General features: G+C 61.1%; 22 protein-coding genes. 8 read left to right on the forward strand and 14 right to left on the reverse strand.

Going from position 1 to position 25,409, the window contains the following annotated elements:
* Nucleotides 1–11: 11 nt before the first annotated feature.
* From LJE98_RS10515 to LJE98_RS10560, 10 genes are all read right to left on the reverse strand, one after another.
* Nucleotides 12–1,550, reverse strand: coding sequence for a cryptochrome/photolyase family protein (locus LJE98_RS10515; RefSeq protein ID WP_229575167.1), 1,539 nt, complete (start codon nucleotides 1,548–1,550; stop codon nucleotides 12–14).
* The gene (locus LJE98_RS10520; RefSeq protein WP_229575168.1) at nucleotides 1,544–2,260 is read right to left on the reverse strand and encodes an SDR family oxidoreductase; all 717 of its coding nucleotides are present in this window, start codon (nucleotides 2,258–2,260) and stop codon (nucleotides 1,544–1,546) included. Before LJE98_RS10520 ends, LJE98_RS10515 begins: the two co-directional genes overlap by 7 nt.
* Nucleotides 2,261–2,329: 69 nt before the next feature.
* The gene (locus LJE98_RS10525; RefSeq protein ID WP_229575169.1) at nucleotides 2,330–3,136 is read right to left on the reverse strand and encodes an alkaline phosphatase family protein; all 807 of its coding nucleotides are present in this window, start codon (nucleotides 3,134–3,136) and stop codon (nucleotides 2,330–2,332) included.
* 42 nt (nucleotides 3,137–3,178) lie between these two features.
* Complete coding sequence (locus LJE98_RS10530) at nucleotides 3,179–4,036, reverse strand: SDR family oxidoreductase (protein WP_229575170.1); 858 nt, start codon at nucleotides 4,034–4,036, stop codon at nucleotides 3,179–3,181.
* 118 nt (nucleotides 4,037–4,154) lie between these two features.
* On the reverse strand, nucleotides 4,155–6,086 hold the full coding sequence (locus LJE98_RS10535; RefSeq protein ID WP_229575171.1) for a beta-galactosidase: 1,932 nt from the start codon (nucleotides 6,084–6,086) through the stop codon (nucleotides 4,155–4,157).
* Complete coding sequence (locus tag LJE98_RS10540; protein ID WP_229575172.1) at nucleotides 6,086–7,177, reverse strand: ABC transporter ATP-binding protein; 1,092 nt, start codon at nucleotides 7,175–7,177, stop codon at nucleotides 6,086–6,088. Before LJE98_RS10540 ends, LJE98_RS10535 begins: the two co-directional genes overlap by 1 nt.
* Nucleotides 7,170–9,275 (reverse strand): alpha-galactosidase, encoded by a 2,106-nt coding sequence (locus LJE98_RS10545; RefSeq protein ID WP_229575173.1) that lies wholly within the window; start codon nucleotides 9,273–9,275, stop codon nucleotides 7,170–7,172. Before LJE98_RS10545 ends, LJE98_RS10540 begins: the two co-directional genes overlap by 8 nt.
* Entirely contained in the window at nucleotides 9,272–10,123 is an 852-nt protein-coding gene (locus tag LJE98_RS10550; protein WP_229575174.1) for a carbohydrate ABC transporter permease, read from the reverse strand. Before LJE98_RS10550 ends, LJE98_RS10545 begins: the two co-directional genes overlap by 4 nt.
* Nucleotides 10,123–11,031, reverse strand: a complete 909-nt coding sequence (locus LJE98_RS10555) for a carbohydrate ABC transporter permease (RefSeq protein ID WP_229575175.1) — start codon at nucleotides 11,029–11,031, stop codon at nucleotides 10,123–10,125. Before LJE98_RS10555 ends, LJE98_RS10550 begins: the two co-directional genes overlap by 1 nt.
* Nucleotides 11,032–11,119: 88 nt before the next feature.
* The gene (locus LJE98_RS10560) at nucleotides 11,120–12,352 is read right to left on the reverse strand and encodes an ABC transporter substrate-binding protein (protein WP_229575176.1); all 1,233 of its coding nucleotides are present in this window, start codon (nucleotides 12,350–12,352) and stop codon (nucleotides 11,120–11,122) included.
* A 260-nt stretch (nucleotides 12,353–12,612) separates the two neighbouring features.
* Here LJE98_RS10560 and LJE98_RS10565 point away from each other — a divergent pair, with 260 nt between their 5' ends.
* Nucleotides 12,613–13,422 (forward strand): helix-turn-helix domain-containing protein, encoded by an 810-nt coding sequence (locus LJE98_RS10565; RefSeq protein ID WP_229575177.1) that lies wholly within the window; start codon nucleotides 12,613–12,615, stop codon nucleotides 13,420–13,422.
* A gap of 12 nt (nucleotides 13,423–13,434) precedes the next feature.
* Here the strand turns inward: LJE98_RS10565 and LJE98_RS10570 are convergent, their stop codons facing one another.
* A complete protein-coding gene (locus LJE98_RS10570; RefSeq protein ID WP_229575178.1) occupies nucleotides 13,435–14,523 on the reverse strand; it encodes a mannitol dehydrogenase family protein in 1,089 nt (362 codons plus the stop codon).
* A 3-nt stretch (nucleotides 14,524–14,526) separates the two neighbouring features.
* Entirely contained in the window at nucleotides 14,527–15,414 is an 888-nt protein-coding gene (locus LJE98_RS10575) for a GntR family transcriptional regulator (protein WP_229575179.1), read from the reverse strand.
* A gap of 246 nt (nucleotides 15,415–15,660) precedes the next feature.
* On the opposite strand from LJE98_RS10575, the gene LJE98_RS10580 reads away from it, so the two are divergent.
* The 7 genes from LJE98_RS10580 to LJE98_RS10610 all read left to right on the forward strand — a co-directional run bounded on the left by LJE98_RS10580 (nucleotide 15,661) and on the right by LJE98_RS10610 (nucleotide 23,622).
* Nucleotides 15,661–17,166, forward strand: coding sequence for a UxaA family hydrolase (locus LJE98_RS10580; protein WP_229575180.1), 1,506 nt, complete (start codon nucleotides 15,661–15,663; stop codon nucleotides 17,164–17,166).
* A gap of 28 nt (nucleotides 17,167–17,194) precedes the next feature.
* Nucleotides 17,195–18,214 (forward strand): aldo/keto reductase, encoded by a 1,020-nt coding sequence (locus LJE98_RS10585; RefSeq protein WP_229575181.1) that lies wholly within the window; start codon nucleotides 17,195–17,197, stop codon nucleotides 18,212–18,214.
* 9 nt (nucleotides 18,215–18,223) lie between these two features.
* Nucleotides 18,224–18,670 carry an RbsD/FucU family protein gene (locus LJE98_RS10590; RefSeq protein ID WP_229575182.1) on the forward strand — a complete coding sequence of 149 codons (447 nt, stop codon included), beginning with the start codon at nucleotides 18,224–18,226 and terminating at the stop codon, nucleotides 18,668–18,670.
* A 191-nt stretch (nucleotides 18,671–18,861) separates the two neighbouring features.
* Nucleotides 18,862–19,848, forward strand: a complete 987-nt coding sequence (locus tag LJE98_RS10595; protein ID WP_229575183.1) for an ABC transporter substrate-binding protein — start codon at nucleotides 18,862–18,864, stop codon at nucleotides 19,846–19,848.
* Nucleotides 19,849–19,949: 101 nt separating this feature from the next.
* The gene (locus tag LJE98_RS10600; protein WP_229575184.1) at nucleotides 19,950–21,503 is read left to right on the forward strand and encodes a sugar ABC transporter ATP-binding protein; all 1,554 of its coding nucleotides are present in this window, start codon (nucleotides 19,950–19,952) and stop codon (nucleotides 21,501–21,503) included.
* Nucleotides 21,504–21,553: 50 nt separating this feature from the next.
* Nucleotides 21,554–22,525, forward strand: coding sequence for an ABC transporter permease (locus tag LJE98_RS10605; protein ID WP_229575185.1), 972 nt, complete (start codon nucleotides 21,554–21,556; stop codon nucleotides 22,523–22,525).
* Between the two features lie 80 nt (nucleotides 22,526–22,605).
* The gene (locus tag LJE98_RS10610) at nucleotides 22,606–23,622 is read left to right on the forward strand and encodes a zinc-binding alcohol dehydrogenase family protein (protein WP_229575186.1); all 1,017 of its coding nucleotides are present in this window, start codon (nucleotides 22,606–22,608) and stop codon (nucleotides 23,620–23,622) included.
* Nucleotides 23,623–23,686: 64 nt separating this feature from the next.
* On the opposite strand, the gene LJE98_RS10615 is transcribed toward LJE98_RS10610, so the two are convergent.
* Nucleotides 23,687–24,295 (reverse strand): alpha/beta hydrolase, encoded by a 609-nt coding sequence (locus LJE98_RS10615; protein ID WP_229575187.1) that lies wholly within the window; start codon nucleotides 24,293–24,295, stop codon nucleotides 23,687–23,689.
* Between the two features lie 61 nt (nucleotides 24,296–24,356).
* On the reverse strand, nucleotides 24,357–25,286 hold the full coding sequence (locus LJE98_RS10620; protein WP_229575188.1) for a ring-cleaving dioxygenase: 930 nt from the start codon (nucleotides 25,284–25,286) through the stop codon (nucleotides 24,357–24,359).
* Nucleotides 25,287–25,409: the final 123 nt, after the last annotated feature.

A 25,409-nucleotide genomic window follows, 5' to 3' on the forward strand; every position in this document is an offset into this window, starting at 1 on the left:
GGCAAGGCTGCTCACAGCGTATCGAGTGTCTCAAGTACCTGAGCGGCGTGCTTGCGTATGGCATCCTGCTTGAAGGGATCCATGCGCCGCCAGATCGCATACATGTTGGAGAGCCTGGGATTGCGCGCGAGCTTGTTCGTGTTGCGATCAAGAAAGTCCCAGTAGAGCGCATTGAACGGGCAGGCCTTCGACCCGGTCGTCAGCTTCGGATCGTAGCGGCAGCCTCCGCAGAAATTGCTCATCCGGTCGATATACTTGCCGCTCGCGGCATAGGGCTTGCTGGCCATGATGCCCCCGTCGCCGTAAAGCGCCATGCCGAGCGTGTTTGGCAGCTCGACCCATTCATAGGCATCGGCATAAACCGCAAGGTACCATTCGCAGACTTCCGCCGGATCGATCCCGGCGAGCATGGCGAAATTGCCTGTTACCATCAGTCGCTGGATGTGATGCGAATAGGCATGTTCGATCGTGTCGCCGATGGCGCCGGCCATGCAGGCCATATCGGTCTTGGCCGTCCAGTACATCTGCGGCAGCGGGCGCGAGGCTGAGAGATGGTTGAGCCCGGCATAGTCAGGCATTTCGGTCCAGTAGATGCCGCGCACATATTCGCGCCAGCCGAGGATCTGCCGGATGAAGCCCTCGACGGCATTCAGTGGCGCACGCCCCTCGAACCACGCCGCCTCCGCCCGGCGGATGACGTCGATGGGCAGGAGCAGGCCGGAATTGATGTAGGACGAGATCAGCGCGTGGTAGAGATAGGGCTCGCCCTTGACCATCGCGTCCTGATAGTCGCCGAAACCGGGCAGGATCTCGTCGATGAACTGCTGGAGCTCCATCTCCGCCTCGGCCGCAGTCACCGCGAAGTGGAAGTTTTCGAGCGAGCCCATGTGATCGCCAAAACGCTCTTCGACCATCGCCAGCACCGCTGCCGTGATCACATCCTTGGCGTGACTGATCCGCCTCGGCCCTTTCAGCCCCTCGGCCGGTGGCTTGCGGTTTTCGGCATCGAAGTTCCACTTTCCGCCGACAGGATCCTCCCCTTCCAGAAGCACCCGATGACGCCGGCGCATGTCGCGATAGAAATACTCCATGCGCAGCTGCTTGCGGCCCTTCCGCCAATCCCGGAAGTCTTCGGTCGAACAGAGGAAGCGATCATCTTCCCGGATCTCGACCGGCACACCCAGGCACGTTTCCCAGCCTCTCATGTCCTCTGAAAGGCGCCACTCCCCGCATTCCGTCGCGACGACTGCGGATGCTCCGCTCTCGGCAAGCGCGCGCGCAAGCTCGCCTTTCAGGCTCTGGCAGTTCTCAGGGTCGTCGAGCGTCACATAGCGCACCTCGAAACCCTTGACCCTCAGCTCCTCGGCGAAATGCCGCATGGCGGAGAAGAGAAAGGCGATCTTCTTCTTGTGGTGCTTCACATAGGTCGCCTCGCTCATGACCTCCGCCATGAGAATGATCGACGTCTCCGGATCCGCATCGGCAAGAGCAGACAGCGAGTGGCTCAGCTGATCGCCGAGAACGAGATGAATGCGGGAAGGCGTCACCATTCGACGGGCTGGCCGTCATAGGCGAAGAAGCCACCCGTCTGTGCCGGCTCGAGCCGATCCAGCACGGAGAGCATCATGGCCACGCTGTCGGACGGCTGGATCCGGTCATGACCCTTGGAAAAGCCACCCGAAAAACCGGTATCCACTGACCCCGGATGCAGCGCGACGACCACGCCCTTCGGTCGAAGCCGGGCGATTTCGATGGCCGAGGTTCGGGTGATCTGGTTGAGCGCCGCCTTGGCCGAGCGATAGGAAATCCAGCCGCCGAGCTTGTTGTCACCGATCGAGCCGACCCGCGCCGACAGCGTCGCGAAGACGCTCTTGCCTTCATTGGAAAGCAGAGGTGCGAAATACTTCAGTGCCAGCGCCGGTCCGATCGCGTTCAGCGCGAACTGCGCTGCCATCACATCGGCCTGGATCGCCTTGATCGTCTTTTCCGGACCATTGCCGTCGATGACGAGCGCACCCGTCGCGCAGATCACCAGATCGAACTTCAACTCCGCCTGCGAGAGCCGGGCTGCGGCGGCACCGACGCTGGCCTCGTCCGTAATGTCAAAGCCATCGCGGCTGCGCGACAGTTCCACGACCGAGCCACATGCGGGGTCAGCCTTGATCGCCGCGACAAAAGCGCCCCCGATCCCTCCGCTCGACCCGAGCACAAGTGCACGGTAGCCGGGGTTGAGGGTGGTCATTCCAGAAAAGTCGGGCATCGCTAGCTCCTGCAGGGTCAATGCTACCCATTACGGCAGGCAGCCCGACCGGATCAGGAACAGATTGTCTCAGAGGGGCACAACGGTACCCGGGAAGGCCGGCATCTGGCCGGGATCGATCTCCATCAGCCGGCAGATGAGCCCCGCAATTTCGGTTTGCTTGATCGGCGCATCACGCTCGAGCCGGAGCCCGACCGTGTAAAACGGCACCTCGATCTCCACTGGCGTCGGCCCCGCATGATTGCCATCGTCACCCATGCCATGATCGGCGGTGACGATCACCGTGTAGCCGGCCTCGAGCCAGCCCGGCAGATGTCGCGCGAGAAGGTCACCCTGCAGCCGGGCGGCATTTCGGTAGCCGACGCTGTCGCCCCCATGCTTGTGGCCGGCATCATCGACATTCATCGGATGGAGCAGCAGAAAGTCCGGCGCCTTGGCGCGGACCAGCCATTCTGCATCGGCAAAGAGATGGCTGTCCGGATAGTGATCGTCCCAGTAGAAGAGGCCATGCGTGATGTCGCCGGCGCCGTCGACCAGGATACGATCGCGATGACGGTCGAATGGACAGGAGACATAGAGTTCCGAAACCCAGTGATAGGCAGCCGCAGCCGTGACCTTTCCCTGAGCGCGGATGCGGGCAAAGAGATTGTCTCCCACCGAGCGCCGCACCACGCCATTGCTGACGACTCCGTGGTCCACGGGCCTCCGCCCAGTCATCAGCGTCTCATAGAGGGGACGGGACATGGCCGGCAGCTCGCAGGTCAGCTTGCGCACATCGGCGCGCCCCGCAGCCACGAGACCTTCCATGTAGCCGAGACAGGTACGGGCCGCGTCGTAACGCAGCCCGTCGAGAACGATCAGGATCACTTTGTTCATGGCGCGCAACTTGCCACGCCGCGCGCCAAAGGCAAGGCCGACTTAGATTATAGGCTTCCCGCCTGTGACAGCGATGGTCGCGCCGGACACGTAGCTTGATAGCGGATCGGCGAGCATCACATAGGCCGTCTGCAATTCGGCCGGTTGCCCAGGCCGCTTCATCGGCACCTGCTTGCCGAAGTTCTTCACCGATTCCTCGGGCATGGTCGACGGGATGAGCGGCGTCCAGATCGGGCCGGGTGCCACCGCATTTGCGCGAATCTTTCTGTCCGCCAGCATCTGCGCAAGACCCGCCGTGAAGTTCTGGATCGCACCCTTGGTCGTCGCATAGGCGAGCAGTGAGGGGTTCGGGCTATCCGAATTGATGGACGCCGTATTGATGATCGAACCGCCGTTCTTCATGTGCGCAACGGCAGCCTTGGTCAGATAGAACATTGCATGGATGTTGACGCGGAAGGTGAGTTCCCATTCTTCGTCAGGGATCTCGGAGATATCGCTGAAGCTCGCCTGATGGGCTGCATTGTTGACGAGGATATCGACGCCGCCGAGTTCACGAACCGCCGTATCAACGATCTCGCGGCAGTGCCCCGCATTCTGGATGTCGCCCCGGACCAGCACGGCCTTGCGGTCGGCCTTTTCGATCCAGCGGGCAGTGTCTCGGGCGTCCTCGTCTTCCTCGATATAGGAAATCAGCACATCGGCGCCTTCGCGGGCATAGGCAATCGCTACCGCCCGGCCGATTCCGCTGTCACCGCCGGTGATGATTGCCTTGAGCCCTTCGAGCTTCCCCGAACCCTTGTAACTCTCCTCGCCATGATCCGGCCTCGGGGTCATGTCCGAGGTGCGCCCCGGCATCGGAACTTTTTTCTGCGAAAATGGAGGTGTCGGATAGTCGGCCATGGGTCTTCTCCTCGTTGATGTGTCGAGGGTCAAACCGATGAGTCATGGATGGGTTCCGGGCGAATGGCCGCTATGAAACAGATGGCCGGCATAGTGCCGGCCATCTGGAGATCACCGATCAGGCGCGCCAGACGGCAACCGCCTGCGGCTTCAACACCGCCTCCCCGAGCAGCGGATCAGCTCCCTCGGGAAGGGGCCAGTTTTCGGTCCCATAATTGAATGCGAAGACGAGGTCGTCACGGCGTCGGAGACGGATAGAATCTGGGACGCGCAGGGTCGCAACGCCTGCCTTCTTCGTCGCGATTTCCAACACCTCGGCCAGAAGTTCAGCATCGGCCCAGCAGGCGAGATAGAGCGTCTTGCCCTTTTCGGTCAGCGCCGGATCACCGTTCTCGAAGGTGGCGAGAACCGAAGCCGAGGTCTCGATATATTCCCGCCAGCGAATGGCCCGGCCCGAAACGGCGCCGGACACACCATCCGAGAGCCCCGGTCGCATTGAGGAGACCTGGATCACGCGATTGCCGGTCAAATCACCAAGCGGACCGGGCGGCAGCATGTCCGGAATACGGAAATTGCGGTCACGCGAACCCGTGCGGGCGCCGATGACGACGACACCCTTCGCTTTTTCGAGTTCCGCCTGCGCCGCTTCGCTGACTTCCGTCATACAGGGCACGACAACAAGCGGGTAACCTTCCAGCGAAGCGCCCGGACGAACGAAATCCACGTTGAGGCCAAGATGGCGCAGCGCCTCGTACCAGCGGAAGCACAGTTCCTCGTAGCGGAAATCCTTGCCCTGCGGCTGGATCATCGTTGACCAGTAGCTCTGGTAGTCGAAGACCAGCGCGACAGGTGCCTGGCTCGTTTCAGGAAGCGCGCCGAGCGCCGCCAGTTCCTCCGAGACCTGCATGGCCTCGCGGCCGCCCGGCGACCATTCGTCGAGACCCGGCAGGTTCAGCCCAGCATGCATCTGTTCCTGCGCGAACGGTGCCTGGCGCCAGCGGAAATAGCTGACGACGTCAGCACCATGCGCCAGCGCTTCCCATGTCCACAGCCGCACCATGCCGGGCTTCGGCACGGGGTTCCACGGTGCCCAATTCACCGGGCCGGGCTGCTGCTCCATCACCCAGAAGCGGCCCTTGCCGACGGCACGGTAGAGATCGTGGTGATAGGGAGCGATATCCGGGTGCGAGGTCTCGGCCCAGCGATTGCGCTCTTCTTCCGTGAACGGAAATTTCTCGACGAAGCCGATCGGATAGCTGTCCCAGGAGGCGAGATCGAGATTGTCGCCGACCTGGAAGTGGTCGAAATCCGAGACGAAGCCCATGAAGTTATGGGTGATCCAGCGGCCTGGCGAATGCTTGCGGATGATCTCGCACTGCATCTTGTCGTAAGCCGCGACCTGATCTGAATGGAAGCGCCAGAAATCAAGACGGGTTGCCGGGTTCGGCTCCGTGACTGTGAGGTTGGGAAGCGCGACGTCGTCGAAGCTCGACAATTCCATCGACCAGAACACTGATCCCCAGGCTTCATTCAGCTGATCGGTCGACTGGTAGCGCAGACGCAACCAGCGTTTGAAGCTTTTCAGATCCTCGGGTCCCCAGGAAATCGTCGTATCGTGGCAGCCGTATTCGTTGTCGGTCTGCCAGCCGACGATGCCGGGGTGTTCGCCGTAGCGCTTGGCGACGATCTCGACGATCCGGGCACTCTCCTTCCACCAGGTCTCCGACGAGAAGGTGTAATGCCGGCGAGAACCGAAGCCGCGCGGGCGGCCCTGTTCGTCATAGGGAATGATGTCGGGGCACTCGTCCACCAGCCACTTGGGTGGGGTGGCGGTCGGCGTGCCGAGCACGACCCTAAGCCCGGCTTCGTGCAGCACATCGATCGCGCGGTCGAGCCATTCGAAGGTGAATGTTCCACGCGAAGGTTCGAGGCGGGACCAGGCAAACTCACCGATGCGCACGAAGGAAATGCCGAGTTCACGCATCCGGCGCGCGTCGGTTCGCCACCGGTTTTCATCCCAGTGTTCCGGATAGTAGCAGACGCCCAGCATTATCGTGTCAGATCCCCATTGATGACGGCCTTGCCGTCTTTGTCGAACAGATGGCAGGCCTTGGCATTGATGCCGAGGCGCAGCGTCTGGCCGGGCTTTTCGCTGGCAAGACCGTCGGCCTTGACCGCAAGCTCCGAGCCATCGGCCAGCGTGACGAAGAACAGCGTCTCCGAACCCAGATATTCGGCGAGCTTGACCGTCGCTTCGACAACGACATCGCCCTTGCCGGTCGCGTCGATATGCTCCGGACGCAAACCGAAAGTCATTTCGCCCGCTGAAACGCTCGCCCCATGCGTCGGGATCGAGATATCAACCCCTGGCAGGTGGACCACCGCAGCACCCTCGGCAGAAGACACCTGCACCTTGAGAAAATTCATCTTCGGCGAGCCGATGAAGCCGGCAACGAAGAGATTGTTCGGACGGTGATAGAGTTCGAGCGGCGAGCCGACCTGTTCGATCAGGCCAGCCGACAGCACCACGATCTTGTCAGCCATGGTCATGGCTTCGACCTGATCATGGGTGACATAGATCATCGTCGCCTTGATGTCCTGATGAAGCTTTGAAAGCTCTGTGCGCATCTGGACGCGCAGCGCCGCATCGAGGTTGGACAGCGGCTCGTCGAACAGGAAGACTTCCGGATTGCGCACGATGGCTCGACCGATGGCCACGCGCTGGCGTTGGCCGCCCGAGAGCTGGCCAGGCTTGCGCTGCATGAGCGGCTCAAGCTGCAAAAGCTTGGCCGCAATCGCGGTACGCTCCGCAATCGTGGCTTTCGGATGGCCGGTCATCTTCAGGCCGAAGCCGATATTTTCCTCGACCGTCATATGCGGATATAGCGCATAGGACTGGAAGACCATGGCGACGCCACGGTCCGAGGGGCCGACGCTGGTCATGTCCTTTCCACCGATCGACAGCACTCCGGAAGTGATGTCTTCAAGGCCCGCGATCATGCGTAGCAGCGTGGACTTGCCGCAGCCGGACGGGCCGACAAAGACGCAGAACTCGCCGTCTTTCACGTCGAGATCCACACCCTTGATGACGCTGAGCGCGCCGAACTGTTTCTTGACGCTACGCAGGCTTACGTCAGCCATGGGTCTTGCCTCCCTTGATCGCTTCGAGTTCGAGGAGAAGAGCACTTTCGGGTGTCAGCATCGGCAGCGGCAGCCCGGCAAGTCCGGCACTGGAAAGCGCGAAAGTGACAGCCCCGGAAAGCAGAGCTTTCTGACCCTCGGAGATACGGATGAATTGTGGCTCTGCCGGCAGCACGGACTTGATCTGCCATTGGCCGCCGAACTGCGTTACCTGCTCGGGCAGGCGCAAGGGTGCTGGCTGTTCCCCAACCATTTGCGGCCCCTGGGCCACGACAAGCACGATCTTCTCGGCCGAAGCCGCACCCCAGACGTATCGACCATCGATAGGCTCCATCCGGAAACCGGCGCCCGGCGCGTGGAAGAGGTGGCGCCGCTGCTTGTAACGCTCGATATAGACCTTGAGCTCGGCGCGCTCTTCGTCGGTCAGGTCCAGCGGGTTGAGCTCTACACCGAGGTGATAGCCCATCGCCACCAGCGCCCGAAAGGCAAGCGTGTGGCGGCGCCCGGTCTGATGGTTGGGCGACGCAGAAATATGGCTGCCCAGGATTTCCGGCGGCACGAAGACGGATGCACCACGCTGTATCTCCAGCCTTTCCAGTGCGTCCGTGCAGTCCGACGTCCAGACGCGGTGCGTACGGGCGAGCACACCGTAATCGATCCGTCCCCCGCCCGACGCGCAGCTCTCGATCTCGACATCGGGATGGGCGGCGCGAATGCGATCCATCAGCGCATAGACCGCACGTGTCTGCGCGGCAATCTTCGCCTTTCCGTCACGACCACCAGCATGGGTGAGATCGCGATTCATGTCCCACTTGATGTAGGACACGGCGTGCTGGGAGAGCACCGCGTCGATCTTGCCGAAGAGATAATCGGAGACCTCAGCGCGCGTCAGATCGAGCACCAGCTGCGTGCGCGATTCGAGAACCGGACGACCCTCGATGGTCAGCGCCCAGTCCGGATGCGCCTTGTAGAGATCCGAAACAGGATTGACCATTTCCGGCTCGAACCAGATGCCGAACTGCATGCCAAGCCCGGTGACATGGTCGACCAATGGTTTCAGGCCATCAGGGTATTTGCGCGCATCGATGTCCCAGTCGCCAAGACTGGTAGTGTCGTCGTCGCGCTTGCCAAACCAGCCGTCATCCAGCACGAAGCGCTCGATTCCGAGTTCAGCGGCAGCCGTCGCCTGGGCCTTCAACGAATCCATCTGGTGGTCGAAGTAATTGCCTTCCCAGGTGTTGAGCGTGACAGGGCGCGGCGTCATCTTGCCACCCGGCCAGGTGATCAGTTCTTCGCGCACGAAGGCGTGGAAGTCTTCCGTATCGGCACCGGCATAGGCAATCGGGCTATCATAGCTTTCGCCCGGTGCGAGGATGATCTCGCCGGGCTCGAACAACTCTCCGAGATGCACGAGGCGCTGGCCATCATCTGTCCGGTCGATCACCATCTGGTGGTTGCCGCTGACGCCGAGCGTCACGCCGAAGATCTGGGTTTCGCTTTCGATGAACAGCATCGGGAAGCGGTCGTGTGATGTGCGGCCACGGCGGTTTTCCTGGATCCAGGTACCATTGCCGAGAAGCTCACGCCGCGTCTGGAATTCCCGACCCCAGATCCCGGTGAAGCTCATCACCTGCAAGTCACCCGCAGGCGCAAGAAATGTCCCGGCCATGCAGCGGTCCAGCTGGTAGTCCGTCTCGCCCCGGTTCGTCAGCTTCGTCGCCATCGATATGAGACCTGACGGGTGGGCTGTGAGCGTAATCGAAAGCGACAGCTTGGCCACGGGGTCGAGACCCGCAAGAATGGTGCGATGCCCGTCCCGGGAGAATTCCCAATTGCCGAACTGGGCGATGAAATCGCGTCCACCGCGATGGCCTGATATCGCCGGCCATCCAAAGAAGCCCATGCCACCCGTCGGCAGCAGAACCGCTGACGGCACTGCAACGTCCATACCGTTGACGCGGTTCGACCGCTCGATCTCGAAGAGCGGATCGGTTTCTGCGGGTTCTGTTCCGAACGACAGGATTTCGGGCATGCCGAGTTCCGGCAGGCGCAGGCTCAGCGCCAGTTGGCCGGAATCGATGGTGACAATCTTGCTCATCCCTTGGTCGCTCCGAGTGTAAGGCCAGCGATGAAGTGGCGCTGCATCAGGAAAAACATCGCAACCGGCGGCAAGGCCGCGACGATCGAACCGGCAGAGACGAGATGCCATGCGGCGACCCATTGGCCGTTCAACGAATAGAGGCCCGCCGTCACTGGCATGGCGTGCTGGCCCTGCACCAGGACCGTCGCCCAGAAGTAGTCGTTCCAGACGAAGGTGAAGATCAGCACCGACAGGGCAGCGATCGCCGGGCGCATCAGCGGCAACACGATGTAGCGGAAGATCCGCCATTCCGAGACGCCCTCAACGCGGGCAGACTCAATCAGTGCGAAGGGCAGGCCCTTGATGAAATTGCGCATGAAGAGCGTGCAGAATCCGGTCTGGAAGGCGACGTGGAACAGCACGAGGCCCATCGTGGTATCGTAGAGACCTGCACGCAGCGTCATGTCCCGTACCGGAACCATCAGGATCTGGAACGGGATGAAATTGCCAGCGACAAACATGAAGAACAGGACGAGATTGCCCTTGAACTTGTAGACCGCGAGCGCAAAGCCGGTGAGGCAGGAGAGTGCGACAGCCCCGATGACCGTCGGGATCGTTACCTTGAACGAATTCAGGATGTAGTAGCCGATCGGCGAATTGTTGAAGACGGCCGAATAGTTCTCGAAACCGGCGAACCCGGAGGGAATGCCGAAATAATTGCCGGCTGCGAGGTCGCCGGCCGGGCGAACCGACGTGATGGCGACGCCGATCAGCGGCAGAAGCCAGAGGAAAAGCGCCACCGGCAGCAGGATCTTGTAGGCCATCTGCGCAAGCGGGGAGGCCTTCTGGATCGGAGTGGGGAACATCAGGCGTTCCTTTCCTGGGCGAGCATGCGGACGATGAAGAGCGAGATGAAGACGATCATGATCAGGAACAGCACGACCGCAATCGACGCGCCGTAGCCCATGCGGAAGCCGTATTCGGAGAGCGCCTGCTCATACATGAAGTAGGACAGCACCGAACTCGAGCCGTAGGGGCCGCCGGCTGTCATGATCGAAACGAGGTCGAAGGAGCGCAGCGAGCCGATGACGGTCACCACCATGGCAATGAAGGTTGCCGGCGCAAGCTGCGGCAGGATCACGTACCAGAGCAGCTTCAGCCCCTTGGCGCCATCCATGCGGGCGGCCTCCACCTGCTCATGATTGATGTTGTTGAGACCCGTCAGGTAGAGGATCATGCAATAGGCTGTCTGCGGCCAGAGACCCGCGACGATGATACCGTAGGTGACGTAACGCTCGTCGGCGAGCACCGCGATCTGCTCGCCCAACAGCACTTCCGTAAGCTTGGAAAACAGGCCGAAATCCGGAGCATAAAACCAGGTGAACATCAGGCCGACAACGACCTGGCTGATCACGAAGGGAAAGAAGAACATCGACTTGTAGAGCCGTATGCCGGTGACGGTCTGATTGAGGAAGAGCGCGACGGCAAGGCCCGCCGGGATCGACAGCAGGTAGAGCACCAGCCAGATCAGGTTGTTGTAGAGCGACGTGTAGAAGGTGTCGTCGTCGAGGAGCTCGACATAATTGCCGGCGCCGATCCAGGTCATGGCGCCGAGACCGTCCCAATCGTGGAAGCTGATCCAGATCGACTCGAAGATCGGGACAAGCACGTAGACCAGGAACATCAGCATGCCGGGCGCCAGGAACAGGAAAGGCGCGAGCGTCTGCTGGTTTCGCTTCCAGAAGCCGGACGATGAAGGAACGGTGTTGCTCATGGCGGCACCTCTGAGAAAACAGGATACGGCAACCGGATGCCATGGGCCCAGGGAGACCCACAGCACCCGGCGCAGGGAGCTTTATCGCTTACTTGTAGACGCGGGCGCGGACCTTTTCGAGCCGCTCCAGGATGGCGTCCAGACGATCCGGCTTGACCATGAACTCCTGGAAGCCTTCCATGCCGGCCTTTGCCATTTCGGCATTGGCGTCGCGGTCGTAGAACTGCGCGAGCGCGTAAGCGTTCGACAGCATCTCGAAACCGGCCTTCAGGAACGGATCAGCCGGCTTTTCGGCCTGGTTATTGACCGGCAGCTGCCCGAGCGTGGCGTTCATCTTGCTCTGGGCTTCCGGCGAAGCGAGGTAGGCGAGGAACTTCTTCGCATCTTCCTTGTTCTTCGCGCCCGACGGGATGTGGAAGGTGTCGGTCGGAGCCTCTTCAGACATCGGGATGCCCGCTGTGATTTCCGGGAACTGCATGAAGCCGATCTGGTCTTCCTTCAACCCGCCGTCCTTCATCGTGGCCACGGCGAAGTTGCCCATCAGATACATGGCCGCCTGACCCTGGACCATCTGCGGAATGGCATCCTGCCAGTCGATCGCGGCATGGTTCTCGTTGAAGTATCCGGCCTTGACCAGCTCGCCCCACTTCTCGAACACAGCCTTCACGCGCGGATCCGTATAAGGAACCTTGCCGGAGGTCACGTCCATGTGGAACTCGTAGCCATTGACGCGCAGGTTCAGATAGTCGAACCAGCCGCCCGTCGGCCACAGCGCCTTGGTGCCGATGGTGATCGGGGTAACGCCGGCAGACTTCAGCTTTTCGCAAGCAGCAAGAAATTCCGTCCAGTTCTTCGGCGGCTCGATGCCCTGTTCGGCGAAGATGTCCTTACGATAGTAGATACCCCACTGGTAGTAGGTGTAGGGAACGCCCCATTTCTTGCCGTCGATGGTCATGGAGGCGGAAGCCGACTTCAGCTGGTCGTTCAGGCCATTGGCCTCCCAGACATCCGAAACGTCTTCGAACAGACCTGCCTTGACGAAGGGCTCCATGCGGTTGCCGGCATACCATGCGGCAACATCGGGAGCGTCAGCGGTCAGGAAGTTGCGGATGGCAGATTTGTAGCCTTCGTGGTCGAAGTTGTTCCACTTGACCGTGATATCGGGGTTGGCCTTCTGGAAATCAGCGATCAACTCTTCCATCGCCTTCTTCGGCGCCGGATCCGATTGGTCGGAATTGAGAACGATTTCACCGGCAAACGCGGTGGAAGACAGAAGGGCAGCACCCAGAGCAATACTGCTCAGGCTTTTGAAAAAGGTCATGTTTTCCTCCCTATGACCGTTACGCAGTCCATATGCGGAGCTTGTGGCCCCGGATCCCACCGGAATTGTCAGCTCACCTTGATCATCCGACTCAAACCCGTAATAATCCACCGAGTTTCGGCCTAAGTTTTCCGGGATCCTAAGATTTGGAACCATTAGAGACAGTGCTTCGCGATGAATCCGTTCCTGTTCATCCCGATCACGATCCGCGCCATCCCCTGGTTGTCTTCGGCGACCACCGCTTTTGCGCCGGCGAAAGCATGACAGTGCACAAGATGGCCGGGCCGCACATGCACAGCCAGATCGAGCTGAACTTCGTGCTGACAGGCGCCATGACCTACTGGTTCGATGGCCGTGAACTGACCGTCGATGAGGGCAGGCTCTGCCTCTTCTGGGGTATGATTCCGCATCAGGTCATCGACCGGCGGGAGGGCACTCAGTTCATCTGCCTCTATGTACCGATGTCCGTTTTCCTTGGTCTGGCCAACCTCAACCGGTTTCGCGACGCAGTCTTCCGGGGCGCCATGATCGAAGCCTTGGAGATCCGCTCCTATGATCGGGACATCTTCGAGCGCTGGCGCCAGGAACTGCTCGCTGGCGATCCCGACCTGATGGAGATCGTCCGCAACGAGTTGACCGCGCGTGTGCTCAGGATCGAACGGGAAGGCTGGCGCGATCTGCGCGAAGAAGGGTCGGCAATTGCCAATTTCAGCACCAATGAAAGCGAGCGCGTCGAGCATATCGAACGCATGCTGCGCTTCATCGCTGAACACGCACTGGAAGAGATTTCGTCAGAGGATGTCGGGCGCGATGTGGGCCTGCATCCGAATTACGCGATGGCGATCTTCAAGCGGGCCGTTGGGCACACCATCAACCAGGCAATCGTCCGCCATCGTCTCGACACCGCGCAATCGCTGCTGATTTCAACCGACCTGTCGATTACAGACGTGGCCTTCGAGAGTGGATTCGGTTCGGCCTCTCGCTTTTATGAGGCCTTTGCCGGTCGCTTCCGCGAAAAGCCGAAGGCCTTCCGCCGACGCATGCGATCGAAGGGGCTTCCGCCGACCTGAATGGCATTCGCATCAACGATCGGCGATCACGGATAGTCTCGGCATGGGGACACCCGGGCACCAGTCGCGGAAACCGATGATGCGACGAACGATCTTTTCCGGATGATGTCCGGCAATGTCTCGCAGCCGGTGGTCGAGATAGGGATTGCCGAACCGCTCCAGCGTCGTTTCGACATAGGCTTCGGCCTCATCACCCAGTTCATGCATCCGGAAACCGGGCACCACCTCGTCGCGATAGATCTGCTGGAGTTCCGCGCGGATCGCCGTGTCGGCAAGGATGTCCTTGACGCACTCCGCCTCGGGTCGCGCTTCTCTCATCCAGCGATCGGCAAGAACCGTGTGACCGAGATTGAGAATATGCAACTTCAGCCTCTCGTAGGGTGTCAGATCAGCGACCACCTTGATGCAAGGATGTTCGCACGGAAGGATGAGGCCAGTCTGCCGCTCGATCGCCCAGATCGCGTAGGGCTCGGCAATCGCACCCGCCGGCTCGATCGGCTCGGACACGATACGATCGACGAGCGTGTTGCCCCAGACGACCCGCTCCGTCAGCCAGGAAATAAATGCCTCGTCAGGCGTGTGACGGCCTGCAAGATCGACGACGAGACGCTGAAGCACTTCGCCATTCCGCGAAATCAGTTCGCAGGGCAGAATTGTCAACGGCATGCCGCCGCCGCGAAAGCGCGCGTGGAGGAGCGCCAGAAGCTTCATCGGGAAGGAACGTGGAACGCCGTTGACGCCATCTCCATCGACAAGCGCATACCCCGTGTCGCCTGTATTGCTGAGCACGACCCTCGCCTCTTCGACAAAGATCCGGGTGACTTCGTCCCAGTCCTTTGCTGTGGACAGCGATCGGGTTACCGACCGTACGCGCAGCGCCCGCTCAACCGGCGTTCCACCTTCGAGGCCCCGGATAATCACCGGGTACCCCTCCGGCGCAGAGATCGCGCCTATCCGCCCCGCCCGCGTGGGATCGCCGCTTGTCTGGACCACGGTGATCGACCCGATTGCATGTCCTGCCTCCATCGCTTCGCTGACGAAGAGGTCGGCATGCGCCTGAAGAAACCGGCTCGTGCCGAATTGCAGGATGGGCGTGCTCATGGCTCAGACGGTCTCCTGTATGGATTGCAACAGCGTCTCGCGTGCCGACTTGAGATGTTGACGGCAGGCCTTTTCGACTTTCGCTGGGTCGCGGGAAAACAGCGCCTGGATGTAATCGAGATGCTCTTCCAGCGCCCGCTGGTTTCGGGCCCGCGCATTCGTCTTGTTCCACTGGTAGTGATAGTGAAAGACGATCGTGATGATGTCGTAGAAGTCGATGATGAAGCGGTTGCTCGACGCTTTCTGGACGAGCAGGTGGAAACGCTCGTCCAGCTCCGAGAAGTCCATGTAGCGATTGTCGATATCGGCAAGCAGTGCATGATGTTGCGCTTCGACCAGCCGAAGCTCGGCCCAAGCCGGGTGATCCTCGGCCAGATGGACGAAACTCGCCGCCGACCGGAGCTCGAACATTTCGCGCACTTCTGTCAGTTCCAACGCGAATTCTCGGGTAAAGCCCTTGAGCACCCAATGGCTGTTCGGCCGCTTCTCGATGAGTCCGAAACGGCTGAAGCGAATGAGAAATTCCCGAACGCTCGTGGTACCGATGCCGATTTCACGGGCAAGTTCCAGCTCGTTGATCTGCATGCCCGGCTGTGCGCCGCCGGCGAGGATGCGGCGCATGAAACTGCGCTCGATGATCTCGGAGAGTGAACTCGTTTCCTCATCCGGAAAATAGTCAGACCCGATCGGCCGACGCAGTACGGTCTTGGAGCGCTTGTCCCAGGCGACGAGCCCCGCTTCGCCGAGCCGGGTGAGCACCGTGCGTACGGTCGTGCGGCTCACGCTCAACAGACCACAGAGCTCCGGTTCCGAGGGAAGCGTATCCGTCTCCTCGATCAGCTTCAGCGTGCGATTATAGGCGTCCTTGAAGACGGTGTTCTGCTTGGCCATGAATCTGCCTGGGTTGATGTGATGCGGGGCTTTGGCCCTTCGCCTCTTGGCGCAAGACGCGAGCCCGCGCAATACCGCCGATTGCGGTGGCCTTTCCTTCTCTGCTCTCGGGTTTTCGCCCTCCCGCTCCCTGCTGGAGCAAATTGTTCTTTATCGATAGCATACCCATTGACGAGAAACTGTCTATTGCCGATAAAAGACAAAACACAGGATCCGGTGCAGCCGGACACATGGGAGAAACATCAGGTGTCGAAACCAGCCTGCATCCTGCTGTCGCAGGACGACAATGTCGCCGTGACCACTGTTGCGATCGAAGCCGGGCATGTCCTGCCAGGCGGCGCGCCGGCAGCGGCAAAGATTGATCCCGGCCACAAGGTGGCGGTGAGAGCCATTCGCCAAGGCGAACCTGTCGTCAAATATGCCCAGGCGATCGGCCGTGCCACCACGGACATTGCCGCAGGCGAGCATGTCCATTCCCACAATCTCGCCTTCGATGAAGATCGCCTGTCCGTCACCGGGCTCGCCCAGCCCGAAGACGCAACGGCAGCCGACAAGGGCCGCACCTTCCTGGGCTATCGCCGCGCCGACGGCCGTGCCGCGACCCGCAACTATATCGGCATCATCGCCAGCGTGAACTGTTCCACCACGGTCTGCCGCGCAATCGCGGAAGCCGCGAACCGCACCATCCTGCCGCATTACGAGGGCATCGACGGCTTCGTGCCGATCGTCCACGATCAGGGCTGTGGCATGAGCTCGACCGGCGACGGCATGCGCACGCTGCATAGAACGATAGCCGGCTACACGAGGCATGTGAATTTCGGCGGCGTGCTGATGGTTGGTCTTGGCTGCGAGGTCAATCAGCTGACGCTGTACGGCCAGAGCGGCGCCGGAGCCTCCAAGCGCCACTTCAACATCCAGGACGCCGGCGGATCCCGTCGCGCGGTCGAGAACGCGCTTTCGATCCTCAAAGAGATCGCAGCCGAGGTCGGCACGATGCGCCGCGAACCGATTTCCGTCAGCGAGATTATCGTCGGACTGCAATGCGGCGGGTCGGACGGTCTGTCCGGCATCACAGCCAACCCGGCCCTCGGCGTGGCTGTCGATATCCTGGCCGGTGCCGGCGGCACGGCCATCCTGTCGGAGACCTCGGAAATCTATGGCGCCGAACACTTGCTGAGAAGCCGTGCGGTGAACGAGCAGGTCGCGATCAAGCTGGACGGGCTGATCTCCTGGTGGGAGGCCTATGTTGCCCAGCACGGCGCCTCGCTGGACAACAACCCCTCTCCCGGCAACAAGAAGGGCGGCCTTACCACCATTCTTGAAAAATCGCTCGGGGCCGTCGCCAAGGGTGGGCGCTCGCCGCTGACAGCGGTCTACAATTACGCTGAACGCGTCACCGAACATGGCCTCGTCTTCATGGACACGCCCGGCTACGACCCGGTCTCCGCAACCGGCCAGGTGGCAGGGGGCGCCAATGTGATTGCCTTCACCACAGGCCGCGGCTCCTGTTTCGGCTCACGCCCCGTGCCTTCGATCAAGCTGACGAGCAACACCGCCCTCTATAAATCGATGGAAGAGGACATGGACATCGACTGCGGCGTCATCGCCACGGGTGATGCCAGCGTCGCGGGCCTCGGCCGGAACATCTTCGACCTGATCATCGACACAGCCTCGGGCCAGAAGACCAAGAGCGAACTCTTCGGCTATGGCGACAACGAATTCGTGCCGTGGCACCTGGGTGCCACGCTCTGACCTCGACAACTGGGATCCGGATATCAGCATGAAAACGAGACGCATCGGCAAAACTGCCCTCGAAGTGACAGAATACTCCTTCGGCACGGCACCGCTTGGCGGCCTCTACCGGCCCTGCCCCCGAGATACTGGCATCGCGACTCTGCAAGCGGCCTGGGATCATGGCATCCGCTATTTCGACACCGCGCCGCATTACGGTTTCGGCCAGGCGGAGCGTTATGTCGGCGACTTCCTGCGCGACAAGCCGGAGGACAGCTATGTGCTGTCCACCAAGGTCGGCCGCCTCCTGGCACCGGTGCCGAAGGACCAGATCCCGAATGTCGGCTTCGTCGATCCTCTGCCCTTCAAGCTGGTCTATGATTACAGCTATGACGGCATCATGCGCTCGGTCGATTTCAGCTACGCCCGTCTCGGCCTGAACCGCATCGACATTCTCTATGTCCACGACATCGGCGTCTATACCCACGGCCGCGAAGCCAACGACCGCTACGTGAAACAATTGCGAGACGGTGGCTACAAGGCCCTCGACCAGCTGAAATCCTCAGGTGCAATCAAGGCCTTCGGTCTCGGCGTCAACGAGGTGCCGGCCTGCCTGGAAATGATGGCCGACATCGACATCGATGTCATCCTGATGGCGGGCCGCTATTCGCTGCTCGATCGCTCCGCCGTCGAAGAACTGCTGCCCCTCTGCGAGAAGCGCGGCACGTCGATCACGGCTGGCGGTGTGTTCAACTCCGGCATCCTGGCGACGGGCGCGGTTCCGGGCGCCCATTTCGATTATGCCCCCGCAACGGACGAGGTCCTCGCCAAGGTGCGCGCCATGGAGGGACTTGCAGCAAACGCCGGCAAGCCGCTTGCCCAGTTTGCGCTGCAGTTTCCGCTGCATCATCCGGCCGTCGCCTCCGTCATCATCGGTACGGCAAAGCCGGAAAGCCTTGATCGCAACATGGCAATGACGACCGAAGAACTGCCGGGATCCGCCTTTGCCCCGTTCGAAACCCACACTCTCGTTGCACCGCCGCTCGGCGATGCCGCTGTCAGAGAATAGGAGCGCGCCATGCTGAAGGGCATCCATCCCCTGCTCGGACCCGACCTGCTGCACGCCATAGCGACCATGGGCCATGGAGACGAGATCGTAATTGCCGACGGCAATTTTCCGGCAAGCACCATGGGGCCGCCGGTAATCCGCGCCGATGGCGTCGGCGCCGTGGAGATCCTGGAGGCAATCCTTGCCCACATGCCGCTCGACCAGTTCGTCGAGGATGCGGCCTGGCGCATGCAGGTCGTCGGCGATCCGCATGCGGTACCGGAGATCTGCGCCGAATTCCAGGCCATGATCACGAAACTGGCCGGCGACGTACAGCTGGAAAGTCTTGAGCGCTTCGCCTTTTACCAGCGCGCACAAACGGCGGCCTACATCGTCGCGACCACGGAATTACGGATCTACGGCAACGTCATCCTGAAGAAGGGCGTCGTGTATCCCGAAGAAATTCACCGGGTCTGATAGAAGCGCGGAATACCCTGAAAATAAGGGCGAAAGGGCTTCGGAGGAGACCATTTTTGTCCGCTTGCATTCTCCAGAATGCTGGAGTAGCGTGCCTCGATAAAATGTTTTTTATCGATAAAGATCCACCTGGTTGCGTGCTGCGGGTTGATTTCACCGGAGGAACAGGACGCGTTGAGAGGAGAACCACAATGACCATTCTAAAGAGCATGACTCGCCGCGCCCTGATGGGGATCGCCGGCGCTGCAATGATGACGTCGATGATGCCGGCCGCATCCTTCGCCCAGGACGTGACCATTCCGATCATCGTCAAGGACACCACGTCCTTCTACTGGCAGATCGTGCTCGCCGGCGCTCGCCAGGCCGGCAAGGACCTTGGCGTGAGCGTGCCTGAACTCGGCGCTCAGTCGGAGTCCGACATCAACGGTCAGATCAGCATCCTGGAGAATGCAGTGGCTGGCAGCCCTGCAGCCGTCGTCATCTCGCCAACCGAATTCAAGGCACTCGGCAAGCCGATCGACGAAGCTGCCAAGTCGGTTCCGATCATCGGCATCGATTCCGGTGCGGATTCCGAGGCATTCACCTCGTTCTTGACCACCGACAACGTTCAGGGCGGCCGCATCGCGGCTGACGGCCTGGCTGCAGCAATCAAGGAAGCAACCGGCAAGGAGGAAGGCGAAGTCGCCATCATCACCAGCCTGCCGGGCGTCGGTTCGCTCGACCAGCGCCGTGAAGGCTTCCTCGACCAGATGAAGACGAAGTATCCGGGCATCACGATCGTCGTCGACCGCTTCGCCGATGGTCAGGCTACAACCGGCCTCAACATGATGACCGACTTGATCACCGCCAACCCGAATATCGTTGGCGTCTTCGCCTCGAACCTGATCATGGCACAGGGCGTCGGCCAGGCGATCGCCGAAAACAAGCTCGGCGACAAGATCAAGGTCATCGGCTTCGACTCGGATGAAAAGACCGTCGGCTTCCTCAAGGAAGGTGTTCTCGCCGGCCTCGTTGTCCAGGATCCCTACCGCATGGGCTACGACGGCGTGAAGACGGCGCTCGCCGTGTCCAAGGGCGAAAAGGTCGAGACCTTCGTCGACACCGGCGCAAATCTCGTGACCCAGGCCAATATGGCTGAGCCCAAGATGGATGCCCTTCTGAACCCGAAGGTCAACTGATCGAACTGCCGGCACGCGCGGCATCCGTCGCGCGTGCCGGACCGGAAACGGCGGGCGCGGGAGGCGTCGGCCGCTTTCCCTGACTTGAGGGAGGAATAGACATGACTTCGCTGCACGATGTGAGCCACCGGCACGACGACCAGCCGGAACTGCGGGAGACCGATCGCATCCCGCCGGGAACGCCGATCCTCGAACTCGTCGGCCTGCAGAAGAAGTATGGCGCCGTGGAGGCGCTGAAGCCCGCAACGATCAGCTTCCTGGCCGGTGAAATCCATGCCATCGTCGGCGAAAACGGAGCCGGGAAATCCACCCTCATCAAGCTTTTGACCGGTGTCATCCCGCGCACATCAGGCGAGATACGCTGGTGCGGCAAGAACGTGGGGCTGGCGACACCCAATGAAGCGATCAATCGCGGCATCAACGCCGTGCATCAGGAGGTCGTGCTTTGTGCGCACCTGACGGTTGCCGCGAACATGTTCCTGGGCGACGAATTATCCTCAGGCGGCATCATGCGCCAACGGGCCATGACGACCGCTGCGCAGAACGTGCTCGACGACCTCGGTTTCAATCTTCCTGCCGGCGAGATCCTCGGCAATCTGACGATCGGCCAGCAGCAACTGGTCGCTACGGCCCGAGCCGCGATGCGCGGGATCCGTTTCCTGATCTTCGACGAGCCGACGGCTTACCTCACTCGGCAGGAATCGGCCCAACTCTTCCGCCTCATCCGGCGCCTGCAGTCGGAAGGCGTGACAATCGTCTATATCAGCCATCGCATGGAAGAGGTCTTCGAACTCGCTGACCGCGTCTCGGTTCTGCGCGACGGCACCCATGTCGGCACACGCCTGATTGGCGAGACCGACGATGCCGAACTCATCTCGCTGATGATCAACCGCTCGATCGAGCAGATCTACCACAAGGAAAAGCTGCCGATCGGCGAGACCATTCTCGAAACGAAGGGTCTTTCCGGTCCCGGATTTTCGGATGTCTCGCTGTCGGTCCGCTCGGGGGAGATCGTCGGCCTCTATGGCCTGATCGGCGCCGGCCGCAGTGAATTTGCGCTCGGCCTTTATGGCCGCCACAAATGCAGCGCCGGCGATGTCTTCTGGGACGGCAAGAAGGTCGTCATCGGCACCGAGCGCAAGGCCATGGATCTCGGAATTGCGCTCGCACCAGAAAGCCGGCGCGACCAGGGTCTTTGCCTCAATCTGCCGATCGGCCTCAACATCAACCTGCCGGTCTTCGGTCGCTTGAGCCGGGGCCTCACCATCAGTCGAAAGCTTGAAGCGGGGAATGCCGACAAGCAAATCGATGACCTCATGATCAAGACCCCGACCCGGGCTGTACTCGCCTCGGCCATGTCGGGCGGCAATCAGCAGAAGATCGTCATCGGCAAATGGTTGAGCCATGGCGCGCGCCTCTTCATCTTCGACGAGCCAACCGTGGGCGTCGATGTCGGCACCAAGGCGGAAATCTACCGCCTTTTCGCCGAGCTCCTGAAGCAGGGCGCCGGCATTATCCTGATCTCGTCATACCTGCCGGAGGTCTATGAACTGGCGGACCGTCTGCACGTGTTCCGCCAGGGCAGGCTGGTGGCGAGCCACGACTATCGAAGCGCATCGCATGAAGACGTGCTGACAGAGGCGATCGGCGTCTGAGACGAGATCCCCGCAAACAACGACACGAAAAGACGACTGGGAGGACAATGATGAGCACCGACACTACAGAGACCAAGGTCGCGCCGAAGAGGGGCATGAGCATCCTTTTCAGCCTCACTCTGCTTGGGCTCCTGCTCTTCCTGTGGCTGCTTCTCGGCTTTGCGACCAACAGCTTCTGGACCCCGAACAACATCAGCAATCTGCTGCGCCAGGGTTCGATGACGGCGATCCTTGCCGTCGGGCAGACATTCGTCATCATCACAGCCGGCATCGACCTTTCGGTCGGTGCCGTCGTCGGCTTTGCCAGTGTCATTTTGGCCTGGCTCCTGGCAGCCGGTCTGCCTGTCTGGCTTGCGATCATCTTGACGCTCCTGATGGGTGCCGCGATCGGCAGCTTCCACGCCTTTGGCATCGTCCGCATGGGTCTGCCGGCCTTCATCATCACGCTGGCCACACTCACCTCGCTGCGCGGTATCGGTCTTTTGATCACCAACGGTTCGACCATCTCGATCTCCAATGACGCATTCACGAACTTCGCTCGCGCCGATTTCCTCGGCGTACCCAGCCTGTTCTGGATGGTCATTGTCGTTGCCGTGCCTGCCTATATCTTCCTGCACCTGAGCCGCTGGGGACGCTATCTCTTTGCGGTCGGCTCCAACGGTGAAGCGGCCCGCCTCTCCGGCGTCAACGTCAACCGCACGATCTACATGGCTTACATCCTGTCCTCGACCTGCGCGGCCTTTGTCGGCATCCTGCTGGCCTCGCGCATCGGGATCGGCAACGCCACCCAGGCGGAAGGCTGGGAATTGCAGGCGATCGCATCTTCGGTTATCGGCGGTACCAGCCTTTTCGGCGCCGTCGGTTCGGTGCAGGGCCCGCTGCTCGGCGCTTTCATTCTGGCGACGATCAACAACGGCGCCAACCTGATGAACGTCAACTCCTTCTGGCAGCGCATCATCACCGGTGCCCTGATTATCCTGATCGTCTACTTCGACCAGCTCCGCCGCCGTGGCAGCCGCTGAGAATTTCCCAAGGTGGGGGTGCCGCGAATGGCATCCCCTTTTTTTGTCAAGATCTTGCCGGGCAGCCGAAAGGAACCAACATGAAGGCCGCATTGTGTGTCGAACCGGGCCGTCTCGAAATCGTCGATCGCGCTCCGGCGCCGCGTCCAGGAGCGGGTGAAGCCCGCATCGCCATCAGCCATGTCGGCATATGCGGCACCGACTACCACATCTTCGAGGGCAAGCACCCCTTCCTCGAATACCCGCGCGTGATGGGCCACGAGATCTCGGCCACCATCGTGGAGGCTGGCGAAGGGGTCGACCTGCCGGCCGGCATGAAGGTCATCGTCAACCCCTACATCGCCTGTGGCACCTGCATCGCCTGCCGCAAGGAAAAACCCAACTGCTGCACGAACATTCGTGTGCTGGGCGTGCATGGCGATGGCGCCATGTGCGAGGAGATCACGGTACCGTCGGGCAATCTCTATCCGGCAGGCGATCTTTCACCGGAAGCCGCCGCCACGGTCGAATTCCTGGCGATCGGCGCCCATGCCGTCCGCCGATCCATGGCCCCCTCGGGCTCACGGGCGCTGGTGATCGGCGCCGGCCCCATCGGGCTTGGCACGGCGATCTTCGCGCGCATAGCTGGACACGCGGTGACCCTGCTCGATACCAGCCAGGAACGCCTGACAATGGCAGCCGATCGCCTCGGCTTCTCGACAGGGCTGCTGGCCGATGAGGGCCTGGAAACTTCGGTCGAGGAACTCACCGGGGGAGACGGCTTCGACGTTGTCTTTGACGCCACGGGCTATCGACCCTCGATGGAACGCGCCTTCCGCTTCGTTGCCCACGGGGGAAGCCTCGTGCTCGTCAGCGTCGTGAAGGAGGACATCACCTTCTCCGATCCGGAATTTCACAAACGCGAGATGATGCTGATTGGCAGCCGCAACGCGACCCGCATCGACTTCGATCACGTCCGCAAGTCCATCGCCGAAGGACGCGTGCCGATCGACCAGTTGATCACGCACCGCACGACCCTGGCGGATCTCGCAACGGATCTGCCGCGCTGGGCGCGCGAGAAATCGGGCCTGATCAAGGCTCTCATCAAGATCGGCTGATCGCCGAGACGCAAGAAAGGGCCCGCAGCTTCGCCGGGGCCCTTCGCAATTGCTGTGTCTGATGTCAGGCCTTCTGCAGGAAGGCGGTGATCGCATCGACCTCGCCTTGCGAGATCTCGTGCCCGCCGTGATGCAGGAAAGTCTCGACCCGGGCGCCTTGCGCCCCGAAGTAGGCCGTCAGACGCTCGGTGAGCGGCAACGGGCAAATCGGATCGCGCTGGCCGGCAGTGATCAATACCGAAAGTGATGCGAGCCGCGGCTGCGCCGGCGGATTGAACGGGATCAGCGGATGCATCAGCACCGCCCGATCGAAGAGATCGGGAGCTTCGAACAAGACGGAAGCCAGGATATTCGCCCCGTTCGAGTAACCGAGCCCGTAGATCGGGCGATCCGGGTTGGTCTCCTTGTGGGAGCGGATGAAGGCGGCCATCTGGCTGGTCCTCTGGGCGAGGTCGGCCATGTCGTAAACGCCTTCGCCGGCCCGCTTGAAGAAGCGGGCAGCCCCGTATTCGGAGACGTCACCGCGCGGCGAGACGATGCCGGCCTCTGGCAGGATCCGGTTCACGAAGCCCGGAAACTGATGTTCGTCTCCGCCGGTACCATGAAAGGTGAAGACCAGCGGTGCAGCACCCTGCGGGGCCTGGGAATGATGGATATAGCTGTCGATTGCCATGATGGTTCCTCCACAAGAGGGGACAATGCCTTCAAGTTCAGGCATCGTCCCCTCTGTGCGATTAGTCCTGGATCGGGGGCAGTTGCGCTTCGATCTGCGAGCGATACTGCTGGTATCGGGTCGGCAGCTTCAACGCCTCACCGAGATGAGCGGTGTCTTCGTCTCGGTTGAAACCGGGTTCATTCGTGGCGATCTCGAACAGCACGCCGCCCGGCGTGCGGAAGTAGATCGCCCAGAAGTAGTCGCGGTCGATGACAGGTGTGACCTGGTAGCCCGTGTCGAGAAGCGCCTTGCGGACTTCGAGCTGTGCCGCACGGTCTTCGACCGCAAAGGCAACGTGGTGGACCGAACCCGCGCCCTGCATGGCACGCGATGCACCCGGCAGGACTTCGAGATCGATATAGTCGGCGCCATTGCCGCCTGGAACCGCGTAGCGAATGAAATCGCCCTGCTTGTCAACCGGCTGATAGCCCATGAACTTCAGGAGTTCGCCGGTGGCACCTTCATCGCGCAGCCGCATGGTCACACCCCGGAAGCCATGGATCCCCTCGGAGATCCCGACCGGACCGGCAAATGGCACGCGGCTGTCACCATCGACTTCCGCAAGCGCAAAACCGTCGCCATCGGGACCGGCAAAACGCAGGCGATCCTCACCGAAGAGGGAGTAGGCACCGAGCTCCTTCACGCCTTCCTTCGACAATCTTTCTTGCCAGAAGCCGAGCGTGCCGTTCGGTACGGAGAACACCGTTTCCGAAACTTCACCGGCACCGCGGCCACCCTTGCCCATATTGGCAAAGGGGAAATAGGTCATGACCGACCCGGCATTGCCGACTTCGTCGCCATAATAGAGATGGTAGACATCGGGAGCATCGAAGTTGACGGTCTTCTTGACCCGGCGCAAACCGAGGGTCTTTGTGAAGAAGCTGTTGTTTTCCTGGGCATCCGCAGCCATCGAGGTAACGTGATGCAGGCCTTTGATCTGGGTAAGCATGGCTCTGATCCTTTCCCGACACTCACGCCGGTCTTGTTCTGTTGGATCGAATATAGGTCATGGTTTTATGCATGATAATGGCTGTAATATTGCGAATATTGTTACATTTGGAGCAACAATCAC

The sequence above is a fragment of the Rhizobium sp. 'Codium 1' genome, assembly GCF_020889605.1.
Taxonomy (GTDB): Bacteria; Pseudomonadota; Alphaproteobacteria; order Rhizobiales; family Rhizobiaceae; genus Allorhizobium; species Allorhizobium algae.